Source organism: Gracilinema caldarium, from assembly GCF_029265695.1.
In the GTDB taxonomy this organism is placed as follows: domain Bacteria; phylum Spirochaetota; class Spirochaetia; order Treponematales; family Breznakiellaceae; genus Gracilinema; species Gracilinema caldarium_A.
The window spans coordinates 1-13,768 of the sequence record NZ_JAJUHW010000012.1 but is presented as its reverse complement, the minus strand read 5'-3'; the positions used below and the strand labels follow the sequence as shown (position 1 = coordinate 13,768).

Below are 13,768 nucleotides of genomic sequence, written 5' to 3'. Positions count from 1 at the left end.
AGTTTTTTTCTCCGCTTGACCCCTGCCTTGAGAGCTATCATACTGAAATCATGGAAACAAAAATCCTCTATTATGATCAGAGTTGGCTTGATGAACTTGACGTGTCAGTTCTTGCTATAGAAACCTGCGATAACAGGCCGGCCCTGGTGCTGGACAAAACAATCCTGTATCCCGAAGGCGGCGGCCAGCCTGCGGACCATGGCTGGATTAACGATGTCCCTGTGGTGGATGTCCAATTTGCGGGTGAAACCATATACCATGTTGTAGCCGATGATTCCTCGTTAGCACCAGGGCCGGCCCGGCTCAAACTTGACCGCCGGCGCCGCACCGACTTTTCTACCCAGCATACGACCCAGCATCTTCTCTCTGCTACAATTTTAAGACTTACGGGGGGGCCCACGGTTTCCATGCACCTGGGTGACCGTTTTAACACCATCGATGTGGATATATCCGTACTTTCGCCGGAAGACCTCCTTTTTATAGAAGACTCAGTTAATGAACTTATCCGGGAGAATTTTAAGATTATCACCCATCTTTGTCCGCCTGAGGATGCGAATAGTTTTCCCCTGCGCAAAAAACCTCCGGAAGGGGAGCAACTGCTCCGTATTGTAGAAATTGACGGATACGATTATTCACCCTGCGCGGGTATACACCTTGCTTCCACCGGGCAAATTGGAACCTTGGCTGTCCTGGGGGCAGAAAAGTACAAGGGTATGATGCGCCTGAGTTTTATCGCAGGACAGCGGGTCGTAGGGGAGTACCGGCTGCTTCGGGAAGCCGCAGGGGCAGCGAGCCACAGCCTTAAGGTTCCCCAGGATGAACTTGCCAGGGCTGTGGCAAATCTCGCCGAAAAATTGAGCATTCAGGATAAGCAGATGCTTATACTTAAGGAACGGCTTGCATCCCTGGAAGCTGCCCAGATTCTTGAAGAAACACGCAAATCGCCGCTTATCAGTAAAGTCTTTTCCGACCGTTCTATGGATGAAGCCCTCCGGGTAGGCCGGGCGCTGCAAAAAGAGACGGACCAGTTTATTTTGGTCGCCAGCGTCCCTGAGCTTAAGGCTGCACTGCTGACCGGCAGAACCGATGCCGATCTGAGGCCTGTTTGCAAGTCCCTCCTTGAAGCAAGCGGCGGAACGGGAGGCGGCGGGCCTACTTATTACCAGGGATCCTTTTCGTCCCGGGAAGATTTGAATAGGTTTGTAGAAGGAGCTGAAAATCATGAGTATTTCAACCAAAACCGGCGATGACGGCACTACGGGCCTGTGGTCCGGTGAACGGGTCGGCAAAGATTCTCTGCGGGTCGAATGTTATGGTACTATTGATGAACTCAACGCATTCTTAGGAGATGCCCGGCGTAATGTAAAAACAGATCGGGTTAAGGAAATAATCGATATTTTGCAGCGGGATCTTTTTCGGGTGGCAGGGTCCCTGGCAACCCTGAGTCCCGGTGCCTATGTACAGCCTGTTGTGGAAGCAGATGTGGACCGCCTGACCGATTGGGTTCATGAACTGGAATCGGCGGTGCCCCTCAAGGGCTTTGTCATACCGGGATCCACCGACAGCTCTGCCAAGCTGGATATTTGCAGAACCGTCTGCCGCCGGGCTGAACGGCGTATTGTAGCTTTGGCCCGGCAGGATGCGGTGGACGGCCCCACGAGGCGTTTTGTGAACCGCTTATCGGACCTGCTATTCATGTTGGCCCGCTACGAAGAACAAGCCGAAGGAGCTATCCGGTACAAATAAAGGCCAATTCTGGAAAATTATGGAAAGTGACACTATGCTTTGGTTATGAGTATCCTTTTAAATGGCATTCCGTTAACTTCCATAGTGCTTCAGCTGCTTGCCGCATATTTCGCAATCAGGCTCATCAAAATATCTGGCAAAACTGTCTCATGGATTTTCATTACCCTGGCGCTGGTACTGATGAGTGTACGCCGTATTATTGTGTTCAGTTCTGTCTACCTATTTCAAGACTCTCCTTCTGTGTTGTCGATTAATATGATCAATGAAAGTATCGGGCTTGTCCTTTCTCTTTGTATGTTATGCGGTGTATTAGGAATAGCCCATATCTTTAATGAACGGAATAGGTATGAACAACAAATTAGGAATCTGCTGGATGAAAAAGAAAACCTTTTAAAAGAAGTACACCATCGTATCAAAAATAATATGAATACCATGAAAAGCCTTCTGTCTCTTCAATCCGCAGTGCTGCAGGATGCTGGGGCGGTTTCAGCCCTCGATGATGCACAGAACCGGATAGAAAGCATGATGGTGCTATATGATAAATTATATTCATCAACAGATTATAAAACCCTTTCTCTGCGAGATTATGTTATTTCATTAACAGAGGAGATTATGGACACCTTCCCTGACAAGGATAAGGTGACTGTAGATACTGAAATTGATGATATCAATTTAGATTCTAAGATCTTGCAGCCCCTGGGTATCATAATTAACGAAGTTTTAACCAATGCGATGAAATATGCCTTTTCCGGACGCGCTGCAGGTCGTATCTCAATACAAGCAAAAAGACAGGGTGATATTTTGCACATTTCTATCAAGGATGATGGTGTAGGTCTTCCGCCCGATTTTGCTGCGGATAATTCTACAAGTTTTGGTATGGTGCTGATACGGGAATTAACGAAGCAGCTCAATGGGACGCTCCATATCCAGAGCAAGTCAGGCACGGAAATAGCAATCGATATCAATGCGTGAGCCAATTGACAATAATATATAATCTGCTGTATGTTAACGACCGGTCGGTAACATATAGATGACTCAAGCGGATATCTTGAAAGCGGCCCTGATAGTTTGGGGCCGGGACTTTTATAAAAAAAGAAGCCTTTCCGATGTGGCCCAGTATTTGGGGGTGACCAAACCCGCCCTGTACCGCCATTTCAGCAGCAAAGACGCCCTTATGGACGCCCTCTATAACGATTTTTTTGACCGCTTTGCCAATCATGTCCGGCAAGTTTTGCCGGAAGCATTATCCCAGGAGTCTCGTAATAAACGGCTCCTTTTCATCGGCCGGGCCCTGGCTGACTATTTTACCAGGAATAAATACGACTTTATTTTCTTTCTGAACCTGGTCTTAGGGCAGGAAAAACCGGGCCGGACCTTTAAGCAGGAACTCCAGCGGCGCGGTGTGTTCTGGGCAGAAAAGAAAAATCATTTTTACCTCCGGATGGTGCTCATTACGGTGGTATTCTCGGTAGCCCATTATCATCTTGAGAAGGGATGTCAGGTTGATGAACCTGCGGAGGAATCGGTAGCGGAGTCCCTGCGGATGGTAAGCGAATTGGTCTATGATGGATTGTGTGTTCCTGGCTCACCGGTGTCTATGCCAGATTTTGATGCCCTGGACAGGGCTTTTATGGCCATGAAAGAAGCACCGCCTATAGATGCCCGGCATGATAGTGCCGCATCAGCCCAGCTCCTTGCGGCGGTTGCCCGAGCCATCGGAGAAGCGGGCCCCTGGGATGCTTCAATGAAATTTGTGGCAGAAAAAGCAGGTCTTTCTAAGAGCGGCCTCTATGCCCATTTTGCAAGCAAGGAGGAAATGCTCAGGCAGCTATTCCTAAAAGAATTTGAACATATATCCCAATCTTTAAAAAGAGTCTTAGACCTGTCTCCCGATCCGATGGATCGCCTTTATCTGACTCTGCGTACCGTCAATGACTATCTGCGTAACAACCGGGACGTCCTTCTTGTTTTGGATTGGGTACGGCTTCAGCGGATAGAGCTGGGCATGCTTTTCCCCCAAGGAAGTCTTGAACTTTTTTCTTTTATACACGAATTACCACTTAAAGCTGCGGTAGCCCGCTGGGATGGACTTACCCTAGCCCGATTGGTGCTTTTTTATGTGGTAAACCAGCTCATGGTGGAAGTCCGTCAGAATGTGGGGAATGAGGAATCTTTGTTGAATTTAAGGGAACTGTTTATCTATATGACCCATGGGGTTAAAGGATGGAAAGAATGAAACATCGATATCTATGGAGCTTCTTTCTTGTGGCAGCGGTGAGCTCAGTTCTATCTGCCCAAGAAGTACGGACTTTGAATATTGATGAGGCGGTGAACCTGGCGATAGCCCAAAACTTGTCTTTAAACAATACAAAACGGGATTTGGGCACTAAGCAGCGGAAAGCCGATACAGCCTGGAACGTATTTATTCCCACCGTGGATGTAAGCGGCACCCTGGCCCGGACCAACGAGGTTTCCACGGTGACCTCCCTGGTTCCGACGACACTTGTTGGCACCCCACCTGTAGGGTATGCGGTCATGCCTATTTCCTATGAACTGCCCCAGTGGAGCCTTTCTTCTCGGTTTTCCGCCAGTCTTATGCTGAATATCGCCCTTTTTGAGGGATTAAAAAATGTCCGGATGGACTATGAAAATGGGAAACTGAGTTATGAAAAGGCTCGCGCTCAGCTAGAACGGGATGTCCGGAAAAGCTACCTGCAGATTCTTTTACTGAAGGAAAATATCAGTCTCCTTAAAGAAAATCTTGCCGCAGCTGAATGGCGGCTTGAGACCGCCCGGCAAAACTACCGTTCGGGGCTTGTGCCGGAGCTTACGGTGCTGCAGGCCCAGGTCGGGGTAGAAAATTTAAAACCAACTATTCAAGATTTGGAAAACAGTTACCTCCTTGCCATAGAATCTCTGGCCATGAACCTGGGCCTGCCCCACGGAACCAAGCTGGATCTGGCGCCGGTGAGTCCCCCCGATGCGACGCAAACGCTCTCTCATTCATTGAATCTGGAAGATCTCATCAACAGGGCTGTAGCGGGGAAGCCCGATCTAGAAGAACTGCGTCGATCCATACTGCTCCTCCAGAGTACCCGCCGGGCTAACTTTTATCAGCTCTATACGCCTTCTCTTTCTTTAGGCTGGACCTTTGATCCAACCTTTCAGGGCGATCCGCTTAAAGACAACTGGTTCAATGGAGACTCCTGGAAACAGCGGTCGGGTATGTTTACCCTTACCCTGGCATGGCGGCTTAACAGCCTGCTTCCGGTTTCCCGGGAAGCCCAGGGCTTATCAGATCTGGACGACACTATTGCGAAGCTGAACAGCAATCTTGCTCTCGCCATACGGGGCACTGAAACAGAGGTTTATTCCATCGTTCTTAAGCTGCAAAAGTCTTTGCAAAGTATGGGTGCCCTGCGGCTGAACGTGGATTTGGCTCAAAAGGCCTATGCTCTGACCGAACAGGCCTATAGGGCGGGTCTTAAGGATGTAATGGAAATTACCAATGCGGACCTGGATCTGCGAAAGGCCCAGCTTGAGGTAATAAAAGAACAATTTAACTTTATGACCGGGCTTCTGGACCTGGAATATGCCATGGGGGTGCCCTTCGGGACCCTGACAAGGAGCTAAACATGAAACATGATTACTATGCAGGTATACTCATCGCCCTCGTGATGCTTTCTTCCTGCGGGCAGATGGCAAAAGATTCTGCAAAGGGATCTGAGCAGGATAATGCGACCCAAATACCGGTTTTCGCAGTTACTACCACAGAGGCTATTCGAGGTCAAATTAGGGATTACTTATCACTCTCAGGCGATCTTGTATCTGGAACAACGGTCGATGCTTTTTCGGATGTGGCCGGGAAAGTGACAAAACTATACGTTGCTATAGGTCAACGGGTGCAGAAGGATGATCCCATCGCAGAGGTAGATCCATCTCGACCAGGGATGTCCTTTAATACGGGGCTCGTAAAAGCTCCCATTTCGGGTACTGTAGTGGCGTTACCAGTTCAGATTGGAATGACCATTTCCCAAGCGATGCCGGTAGCTCGTCTAGCCGGTTCAGGGTCATTAGAAGCCCGTACTTATGTGGCAGAACGGTTTATCTCCAAAATGAAGGTTGGTCTAGGGGTTGAACTTTCTCTGGACGCATATCCAGGTAGGATTTTTTCTGGCAGGGTACGTGAACTGAGCCCGACAGTAGATCCAGTTTCCCGAACTATGGAGGTCCGTATCTCGGTGCAGAATGAAGATGCGCTTTTAAAGCCAGGGATGTTTGCAAAGCTTAAGATTGTTACTGAAGAAAAAAGTGATGTTGTCAAAATACCCGCCGCGGCCATCGTACGGCGCTATGGAGATCAGTATATTTTTACGGTAGAAACGGACCCAAAAGATCCAGCTATAACGATAGCTCAAAAGCGAATTATAGTACCAGGAATCATTATTGATGATCAGGCAGAAATTAGACAGGGCCTTGAGGCTGGATCCCTTGTTGTACTCCGTGGCCAGAGCCTCCTGGAGGATGGCGTGCGGGTTCGGGTGGTGGACACTACGCCTCCCCTTAAAGCTGCATTTTAAGAGGTCCCTATGAGTATAGCTAAAACGGTCGTTTCACGACCCACTACCATTTTTATCGCCTTCGCACTTCTGATCGGACTGGGGATATTTGCGACCCTTAATCTGCCCATCGATTTGTACCCTGAGGTTGAACCTCCCATTCTTGTTGTGTACACGGGATATTCTGGTGCGGGTCCTGAAGAGGTTGAGCGTACTGTAACAAGGCCCCTCGAAGGAACCCTTTCTAATGTGTCGAGTCTAGAAAAGCTCAGTTCTACCAGTTCCAAGGGTTCCAGTATGGTCATGTTGGAGTTTACCTATGGAACCGATATGGCTGACGCAGCCAATTCGGTCCGGGATAACCTGGAACTGGTTAAGCGGTTCCTTCCTGATGGAACGGATACCCCGCTTATTTTTAAATTCGATCCTTCCATGATTCCGATTATGGGACTCATGGTGACAGGAAACCGGACTCCCGAAGAATTGCGGGAAATTGCGGAAAATACGATACTTCCCCGTATAGAGCAGGTCCCCGGGGTCGCTATGGGAACCGTCTCTGGGGGACGGAAAAAGATTATCAAGGTGGAAATTCCTCAGAACCGGCTTGAGGCTTATGGGCTTACCATTACCCAAATAAAGGGAATGCTTGCAAGTCAAAACATCTCTGTTTCAGCCGGTTCCATACTCGATAATGGGCTTTCATATTTGCTGGCAACTGCTGGGGAATATCAGAGCCTGGATGAAATTCAGTCCACGGTGATTTCATATAAGGGCGGCGGCCTTGTGAACGGCCAAGTGGAAGCCTCAAAACTGGTACGCCTGCGGGACATCGCCGACGTATATGAGGGTTATCGGGATGAAGACAGTCTGGTCTATGTAAATGGTCAGGCGGCGGTGCAGATTACGGTCCAAAAGCAAAGCGGCAAGAACTCAGTCCAGACCGCCCGGGAGCTTCGCAAACGGCTCACTCGGATAGCCCAGGAGGTTCCCCAGGGAATCAGCATTACGGAAATTTTCAATACCACGGACATTATCGAAAACTCTATTAACCAGGTAACCTCAAGCGCCCTCCAGGGGGCCCTGCTTGCAGTTCTTATTCTCTTTATTTTCCTGAGGTCCATCAAACCAACCCTGATTATCGGCATTACTATTCCCGTATCCCTTTTCTTTACCCTTATGCTCATGTACTTCTGGGGTCTTACCCTGAACGTTATGACCCTGGCAGGGCTTGCCTTGGGGGTTGGTATGTTGGTGGATAACTCTATCGTTATCCTTGAAAATATTTACCGATACCGAGAAAAGGGGGCAAAGCTCACGGCGGCGGCGATCCTGGGAAGCCAGGAAATGATAAACGCCATCGTCTCATCAACCTTAACAACCATCTGTGTTTTCGCTCCCCTGGTAATGTTCAAGGGGCAGCTTGGTATCGTGGGTGAGCTTTTTTCGGGCCTTTCTTTCACCGTAGTTATATCCCTTACCATGTCCCTGGCGGTGGCCATGATGCTGATACCGGTCCTGACGAGCCACTATCTTCCGCTTACGACCCGGGTTCAGCGGCCCCTCCATGGATTCTTGGCTCTTTTGGACAAACCCTTTGTGGCCTTCTTTGCCGCCCTGGACAACGCCTACCGCAGGGCCGTTGACCGGGTGCTTCGGCACAAACTAGCCACCATACTGACCCTTTTGGTATTTTTTGTGGCGAGTCTTATCGCGATTCCCCGAATTGGCTATGTTTTTATGCCTGAACAGCAGGCCGATTCGGTAACCCTTTCGGTGGAACTTCCTAACGGAACTCCTATTGCAGAAACCGAGGCGGTCCTGAAGCAAATACAGGGAATCCTGGAACAGGAGATAATGGGCTACAAACGGATGATTTTAAGCATTGGTCAGCGATCACTCCTCGGCTTTGGCGGAACCGCATCGGTTAACAGGGGAAGCATACAGATTACCTTACCAGAGTTTAAAGACCGGATTGATACCGCGGAAACGATGAAAAATAAGATCCGCGCCCACTTTAACGATTTCCCCGGCGCGACCATGAGTTTTAGTTCATCCACCGCCACTATGCGGATCGGTTCTGCGAGCCCTATTGATATTATTATCAAAACCCAGGACCTGGTAAAAGGGAAAGCAATCGCCGAAAAAATTGCCCAGCTATTGCGGGATAAGGTCAGCGAAGCCAAAGAACCTTCAATTGATCTAAAGGATGGGCTCCCCCAGATTGAACTGGTCTTTGACCGGGAACGGATGTATGCCCTGGGGCTCAACGTGTATACCGTGGGCAACGAGCTTAAGGCCGCGGTAGACGGGGTTACGGCCACCAAATTCAGGACCTCTGGCGGTGAATACGACGTGGTACTCATGCTGCCCCAGGCGGATCGGAGCGAGCTGCCGGCGCTGGATAAAATCTTTGTCATGAGTCCCGCGGGCCAGAAGATTCCTTTGGCCAGTTTTGCCCAATATAAAAAGACCACCGGTCCCATTACTATCCGCAGGGAGAACCAGGGCCGGGTTATTCATGTAACTGCCGGAACCAATGCGGGTGTGGCCATAAATAAGGTAGAAAGCAAAATCCGCGCTCTTATCGCCCAGGAAATACCCGCTGAGGATGATGTGGTCATTGAATATGCCGGTGACTACCAGCAGCTCATGGAATATGTGGGTAAATTTGCCCTTATCATGCTTGTGGCGGTGTTCCTGGTCTTCGGTGTTATGGCAAGCCAGTTCGAATCCTTCCGGGACCCCTTTATCATTATCTTTACGATCCCCCTTTCGGTAATTGGCATAGTAGCCATCTACGCCCTGACCGGAGAGGTCTTTAATATCCTTACCGCGGTGGGGCTCCTCGTTCTCGTGGGGGTCATCGTAAACAATGGTATCGTCCTTGTGGATTATACTAATCTGCTGCGGAAACGGGGCTTAAGTCTGCATGATGCCTGTGTGGAAGCGGCGGGTAATCGGCTCAGACCCATATTGATGACAACCCTCACCACCGTGCTAGGTCTCGTTCCCATGGCATTTTTCCCCGGCGAAGGGTCTGAACTGGTGGCTCCCATCGGGAAAACCGTCCTCGGGGGGCTTTCCTTCGGTACCCTGATGACTTTGTTTTTAATGCCCGTTATTTATGCAATCTTTAATAAACGTGCTGATGAACGCAAGGCCCGTGCGGAGGCTCGCCGGGAGCGGATTGCTGCCGGCTTGAGCAAAAAAGCAGCCCAGGAGGCAGCGAAATGATACGACTAGAACTTTTTGCCAATCGTTCTGTGGAAGAAGACCTTTTTGATGCCTTTGCAAAGGCCGGTGTGGCTAAGGAATATACCAAAATTCCCGTAGTTCACGGTGTCGGCTCTTCCGGTCCCCGTATGGGAGACGCGGTATGGCCGGAAGAAAACTTTGCTCTTATAATCTGGTGCGACGAAGCGGAGGGGCGCCGCATCGCCGCCGCCGTAGAAGTGGTAAAAGAAAAATTTCCCCACGAGGGCATTAAGCTCTTTGGACTATAGATCCCCATAGGCGGCGGCGACCTGTCGCTGCAGGGTTTCGTATACTCCGGGGCGGCCGGTCACGAGGCCCCGGTGCTTAAAGGGATCGTAGGGCCTTCCCTGAAAGGTACTGTAGGGGTGTCCCGTTTCCTTGAGCAAGAGGAGACCGGCCGCCACGTCGTAGGGCTGCAGGTCCACTTCCCAGAAACCCTGGAAAAAGCCCGCTGCGACGTAGGCAAGGTCCAGGGCTGCCGAGCCGCAGCGACGAACATCCCGGAATTTCTTAAGTACCTGGTCCAAGGCATGGTAAAAGGCTTGCGCCGTATCGGGGGACCGGTAAGGAGTTCCGGTGGCAATAAGGGCAGCGCCGCAGTCCATGGGAACTGCTTGCGACAGGAGGTCCCCGTTGCGCCAAGCTCCTTGGCCATCCGCGGCGGTAAAAAGTTCTTCCGTGGCGGGTTTATAAATGACCGCGAGTTTTGGCCTATCATCTTCCCAGAGGGCGATGGAGACTGAAAAGTGGTCCAAGCCGGAGAGAAAATTGGTGGTTCCATCCAGGGGATCTACAATCCAGGTGTATTTGGCTCCCCGCTGCTGTTCGGTTTCTTCGCCGTAAAAGGCCGCTTCTGGTAAGGTCTTAACGAGGTTTGTTTTAATGAGCCGCTCCGATTCCACATCCACAAAGGAGACAAAATCGTGGGCCGCCTTTGTGTCACCCCAGCCGGGTTCCCGGCGGCGGAATTCGGAAAGCTGAAAGGATCCGGCTTCCCTCGCTGCGGCAATCATGGCGGTGAGGAGTGTTTGTTTCATTAAAGTTCAGGGCCTCCCCACAATCCGGTCTATTTCGGCTAGTTCGTCGGTACTAAAGCTAAGATTGGCCAGTGCTCCGATATTTTCCCGAATCTGTTCAGGCCGGCTTGCACCTATAAGGGCGCTCGTAACTCGGTTATCCCTTAGAGTCCAGGCAATCGCCATTTGGGCTAGACTCTGTCCCCGGTTCGCAGCCAGGGCGTTCAGGCTGCGGATTTTTTCCAGCACCGTTTCAGTAATTTGCTCGGATTTAAGGAAGGGGCTTTCTGAAGCAGCCCGGGAATCGGCTGGAATTCCCTGTAGATATTTACCTGTCAGGAGTCCCTGGGCGAGGGGCATAAAGGCCATAATTCCGATCCCCTCGTCTGCACACGCCGAGAGCAGGTCCCGTTCAATCCAACGCTCAAACATGTTGTACTTTGGTTGGTGTATGAGGCAGGGCACGCCGAGATCCCTCAATATGGCTGCGGCTTCTCGGGTCCGTTCCGCAGGATAGTTAGAAAGTCCCACATAGAGTGCCTTGCCCTGCCGGATCGCCTGGGCAAGGGCCCCCATCGTTTCTTCTAATGGTGTTTCATAGTCGGGTCTATGGGAATAGAAGATATCTACATAATCGAGACCCATTCTGCGCAGGCTGTCATCCAGGCTGGCCAGCAGGTATTTTCGGGAACCCCGGTCCCCATAGGGGCCGGGCCACATGAGATACCCCGCTTTGGTGGATATAACAAGTTCATTCCGGTAAGGCTTAAAGTCGTCCTTTAATAGACGGCCCATGGTTTCTTCCGCGCTGCCAGGAGGAGGGCCATAATTGTTAGCCAGATCAAAGTGGGTAATCCCTGCGTCAAAGGCGGTCCGGGCCATGGCACGGGCATTTTCATAGGGAGAGGTTCCGCCAAAGTTATGCCAAAAACCTAAAGAAAGGGCAGGCAAGTCAAGCCCGGACCGACCGCACCGGCGGTAGGGCATGGCCGCGTATCTGTGTTCGCTGGCTGTGTACGACAAGGGACTCCTCCTGGATATTTTAGGTAATAACAGTGTAATAAACCAATGGTCTTCAGTCTATATGAGCATAATAGTAATCTACTACCGCTTGCCCCAAGTATGCTTTCTTTGTATGCTCGCATTATGAGACGAATTGTAAGTATTATTATTGCGGGTCTTACTTTAACCTTTGTCGCCTGCGCAAAACCGATGCCAGCCCAAACCGAATATGTGCTGGGAACTCTTTGTACCATCAACCTCTATGAAAAGGGAAAACCAGAATTATACCGAACGCTTTTTTCGCGTCTCCGTGAAATAGAAGACCATATGAGCGTGAACAAGGATGACACCGAATTGGACAGGGTGAATGCTGCCGCTGGACGCGAAGCGGTTACCGTTCATGCCGATGTCATCGATGTACTGTCTGCTGCGCTTCACTATGCAGAACTATCCGGCGGAGCCTTTGATCCGACGGTTGGTCCTCTAGTTAAGCTGTGGGGTATCGGTACCGACAATGCCCGTGTTCCAGCCCCAGAAGAAATCAATAAAGTGTTACCCCTTATCAATTGGAAAGATGTGGAGTTGGATCAAGCGCAGCGTACTGTGTTTTTGAAAAGGCCGGGTATGGCGCTGGACCTGGGCGCAATTGCCAAGGGCTATGCGGCGGATGAGATAGCCCGGATCCTCAAAAAGAATCAGATAGAACGGGCGATTATTGATCTAGGCGGAAATGTACTTGCCTACGGCCAAAAGCAGGGAGGCAAAAACTGGCGGATTGGTGTTCAGGATCCTGCGGGTGAACGGGGTGCCTATGTGGGTATTCTGGAGATAAAAAACAAAACCATGGTAACCTCTGGTGTGTATGAACGGTTTTTGATAAAAGACGGAGTGCGCTATCATCATATCCTTTCAACAGTCGATGGATATCCGGTACAAAACAAGCTGCTTTCGGTTACGATTGTTACTGACCGTTCCATCGATGCGGACGGTCTTTCTACCACCGTTTTTGCCCTGGGTTATGAAAAGGGCAAGGCGCTTCTTGAATCCCTGGGGAACGCGGAAGGCATATTTATTTTTGATGATGGGACGCTCAGGGCTACCGCCGGTGTCCGCTCAAGTTTCACCGTAACGAGTGAACGGTACCGTTGGGCTGATTGAGCTGGCGTTTTGAGTTGTTTAGTCCGTATTGACACTATTGCGCGGGCTCTTCTCGAGAAGCCCCGCCAGAAGTCACATGAGTTTCTGTAATGCGATAGCTATTTGCTCTGCCCATGAACGGCGGTAGGCAGTGTAGGTATTCCGTTCTGTGATTTTGCTGTGCCAGCGTGGATAAGCCGCTTGCCCTGCAGCTGACAGGGCCTTAAAAAGTTCTATGGCTACAAGACAGTCAAAACAGACAAGGCCAGCTTCTTCTGCGGCGATGAGAATTTTTCTGTCCTCCGCTAAGACCGGCCAGCGATGGGACTTTGCCGTTTCGACGAGTTTCTGATCTGTGGACATTCGTTTTGTCATAAGGCCCTGTGTTGAGGGTACTGTGGGCGCTGCGTGTGCTGTGTGTGCTGCGTGTGCTGCGTGTGCTGCGTGTGCTGCGTGTGCTGCGTGTGCTGCGGGAACAATTCTGATCCGGGGCCGCGCTGCACTGTCGGCCGGATCTAAAGCGCCTCCCTGTTGCTCCGTCATGCCAAGCTGAGCACGAAGTTCTGGCCCGGCCTCTTCTGCAGCTTCTGCAATGGTCGCGAGCCGCCACAATCTGGCGGCTGTTTCCAGGGCCCCGATATCCGCAAGGACTATAAGGCTCGATGTGTCTACCAGGATGTCTTTAAAATGCCAGGCCGCTTCTACAAATGCTTCAGCATCGGCTTCGGCGTCCGGCCCGTTTATTCCCATGGGAAGTCCTATTTTATGGCAACGAGTTCCATTTCAAAAACGAGGAATGCGTTCGGCGGGATAACGCCGCCAGCCCCCCGTTCTCCGTAGGCAAGTTCCGGGGGAAGCACTGCTATTCGTTTCTCGCCCTTTTTCATGTCCAGCACCATCTGGTCCCATCCCGGTATAACCCGGCCTGCACCGGCCTGAAACTGGAAGGGGCCGCCATGAAAGTCTGAGGCATCGAAGACCTCACCGTTCAGGAACATCCCCTTATAATTCACCGAGACAGTATTACCTGCTTGTACTTTTGTACCTGTTCCT

The 13,768-nt window shown here is 50.7% G+C and carries 13 protein-coding genes; 9 read left to right on the top strand and 4 right to left on the bottom strand.

Translation table 11 applies throughout. From position 1 onward, the window contains the following. Nucleotides 1–50 precede the first annotated feature (50 nt). From Q7P68_RS05755 to Q7P68_RS05720, 8 genes are read left to right on the top strand one after another with little or no spacing between them, the layout of a single operon-like run. The gene (locus Q7P68_RS05755) at nt 51–1,250 is read left to right on the top strand and encodes an alanyl-tRNA editing protein (RefSeq protein WP_304223911.1); all 1,200 of its coding nucleotides are present in this window, start codon (nt 51–53) and stop codon (nt 1,248–1,250) included. Further along, nucleotides 1,222–1,746, top strand: a complete 525-nt coding sequence (locus tag Q7P68_RS05750; RefSeq protein WP_304223910.1) for a cob(I)yrinic acid a,c-diamide adenosyltransferase — start codon at nt 1,222–1,224, stop codon at nt 1,744–1,746. The genes Q7P68_RS05755 and Q7P68_RS05750 overlap by 29 nt, the downstream gene beginning before the upstream one ends. A gap of 45 nt (nt 1,747–1,791) precedes the next feature. Further along, complete coding sequence (locus Q7P68_RS05745) at nt 1,792–2,718, top strand: sensor histidine kinase (RefSeq protein ID WP_304223908.1); 927 nt, start codon at nt 1,792–1,794, stop codon at nt 2,716–2,718. Between the two features lie 58 nt (nt 2,719–2,776). Beyond that, a complete protein-coding gene (locus Q7P68_RS05740; protein WP_304223906.1) occupies nt 2,777–3,982 on the top strand; it encodes a TetR/AcrR family transcriptional regulator in 1,206 nt (401 codons plus the stop codon). Continuing rightward, entirely contained in the window at nt 3,979–5,379 is a 1,401-nt protein-coding gene (locus Q7P68_RS05735) for a TolC family protein (protein WP_304223905.1), read from the top strand. The genes Q7P68_RS05740 and Q7P68_RS05735 overlap by 4 nt, the downstream gene beginning before the upstream one ends. A gap of 2 nt (nt 5,380–5,381) precedes the next feature. Beyond that, the gene (locus Q7P68_RS05730; RefSeq protein ID WP_304223903.1) at nt 5,382–6,326 is read left to right on the top strand and encodes an efflux RND transporter periplasmic adaptor subunit; all 945 of its coding nucleotides are present in this window, start codon (nt 5,382–5,384) and stop codon (nt 6,324–6,326) included. Between the two features lie 9 nt (nt 6,327–6,335). Further along, nucleotides 6,336–9,539, top strand: coding sequence for an efflux RND transporter permease subunit (locus tag Q7P68_RS05725; RefSeq protein ID WP_304223901.1), 3,204 nt, complete (start codon nt 6,336–6,338; stop codon nt 9,537–9,539). Further along, the gene (locus Q7P68_RS05720) at nt 9,536–9,808 is read left to right on the top strand and encodes a PG0541 family transporter-associated protein (RefSeq protein ID WP_304223899.1); all 273 of its coding nucleotides are present in this window, start codon (nt 9,536–9,538) and stop codon (nt 9,806–9,808) included. Before Q7P68_RS05725 ends, Q7P68_RS05720 begins: the two co-directional genes overlap by 4 nt. Here Q7P68_RS05720 and Q7P68_RS05715 read toward each other — a convergent pair. Both Q7P68_RS05715 and mgrA read right to left on the bottom strand, forming a co-directional pair. After that, nucleotides 9,803–10,597 (bottom strand): inositol monophosphatase family protein, encoded by a 795-nt coding sequence (locus tag Q7P68_RS05715; protein WP_304223897.1) that lies wholly within the window; start codon nt 10,595–10,597, stop codon nt 9,803–9,805. The two genes, Q7P68_RS05720 and Q7P68_RS05715, sit on opposite strands and share 6 nt — an antisense overlap. A 6-nt stretch (nt 10,598–10,603) precedes the next feature. Beyond that, on the bottom strand, nt 10,604–11,599 hold the full coding sequence (gene mgrA, locus Q7P68_RS05710; RefSeq protein ID WP_304223894.1) for an L-glyceraldehyde 3-phosphate reductase: 996 nt from the start codon (nt 11,597–11,599) through the stop codon (nt 10,604–10,606). Between the two features lie 123 nt (nt 11,600–11,722). Between mgrA and Q7P68_RS05705 the strand changes: the two genes are divergently transcribed. Continuing rightward, entirely contained in the window at nt 11,723–12,736 is a 1,014-nt protein-coding gene (locus Q7P68_RS05705) for an FAD:protein FMN transferase (protein WP_304223891.1), read from the top strand. Nucleotides 12,737–12,808: 72 nt separating this feature from the next. Here the strand turns inward: Q7P68_RS05705 and Q7P68_RS05700 are convergent, their stop codons facing one another. Together Q7P68_RS05700 and Q7P68_RS05695 are read right to left on the bottom strand one after the other, a co-directional pair. Then, complete coding sequence (locus tag Q7P68_RS05700) at nt 12,809–13,465, bottom strand: hypothetical protein (RefSeq protein WP_304223888.1); 657 nt, start codon at nt 13,463–13,465, stop codon at nt 12,809–12,811. 8 nt (nt 13,466–13,473) lie between these two features. After that, on the bottom strand, nt 13,474–13,768 hold a 295-nt coding region (locus Q7P68_RS05695; protein ID WP_304223885.1), incomplete at its 5' end, for an FKBP-type peptidyl-prolyl cis-trans isomerase.

Bases quoted from the DNA above. Each gene is read 5' to 3' on its own strand.
- Q7P68_RS05725 (WP_304223901.1), top strand. From the start codon at position 6,336: ATGAGTATAGCTAAAACGGTCGTTTCACGACCCACTACCATTTTTATC.
- Q7P68_RS05700 (WP_304223888.1), bottom strand. From the start codon at position 13,465: ATGGGAATAAACGGGCCGGACGCCGAAGCCGATGCTGAAGCATTTGTA.
- Q7P68_RS05755 (WP_304223911.1), top strand. From the start codon at position 51: ATGGAAACAAAAATCCTCTATTATGATCAGAGTTGGCTTGATGAACTT.
- Q7P68_RS05735 (WP_304223905.1), top strand. From the start codon at position 3,979: ATGAAACATCGATATCTATGGAGCTTCTTTCTTGTGGCAGCGGTGAGC.
- Q7P68_RS05730 (WP_304223903.1), top strand. From the start codon at position 5,382: ATGAAACATGATTACTATGCAGGTATACTCATCGCCCTCGTGATGCTT.
- Q7P68_RS05750 (WP_304223910.1), top strand. From the start codon at position 1,222: ATGAGTATTTCAACCAAAACCGGCGATGACGGCACTACGGGCCTGTGG.
- Q7P68_RS05705 (WP_304223891.1), top strand. From the start codon at position 11,723: ATGAGACGAATTGTAAGTATTATTATTGCGGGTCTTACTTTAACCTTT.
- Q7P68_RS05745 (WP_304223908.1), top strand. From the start codon at position 1,792: ATGAGTATCCTTTTAAATGGCATTCCGTTAACTTCCATAGTGCTTCAG.
- Q7P68_RS05740 (WP_304223906.1), top strand. From the start codon at position 2,777: ATGACTCAAGCGGATATCTTGAAAGCGGCCCTGATAGTTTGGGGCCGG.
- Q7P68_RS05720 (WP_304223899.1), top strand. From the start codon at position 9,536: ATGATACGACTAGAACTTTTTGCCAATCGTTCTGTGGAAGAAGACCTT.
- Q7P68_RS05715 (WP_304223897.1), bottom strand. From the start codon at position 10,597: ATGAAACAAACACTCCTCACCGCCATGATTGCCGCAGCGAGGGAAGCC.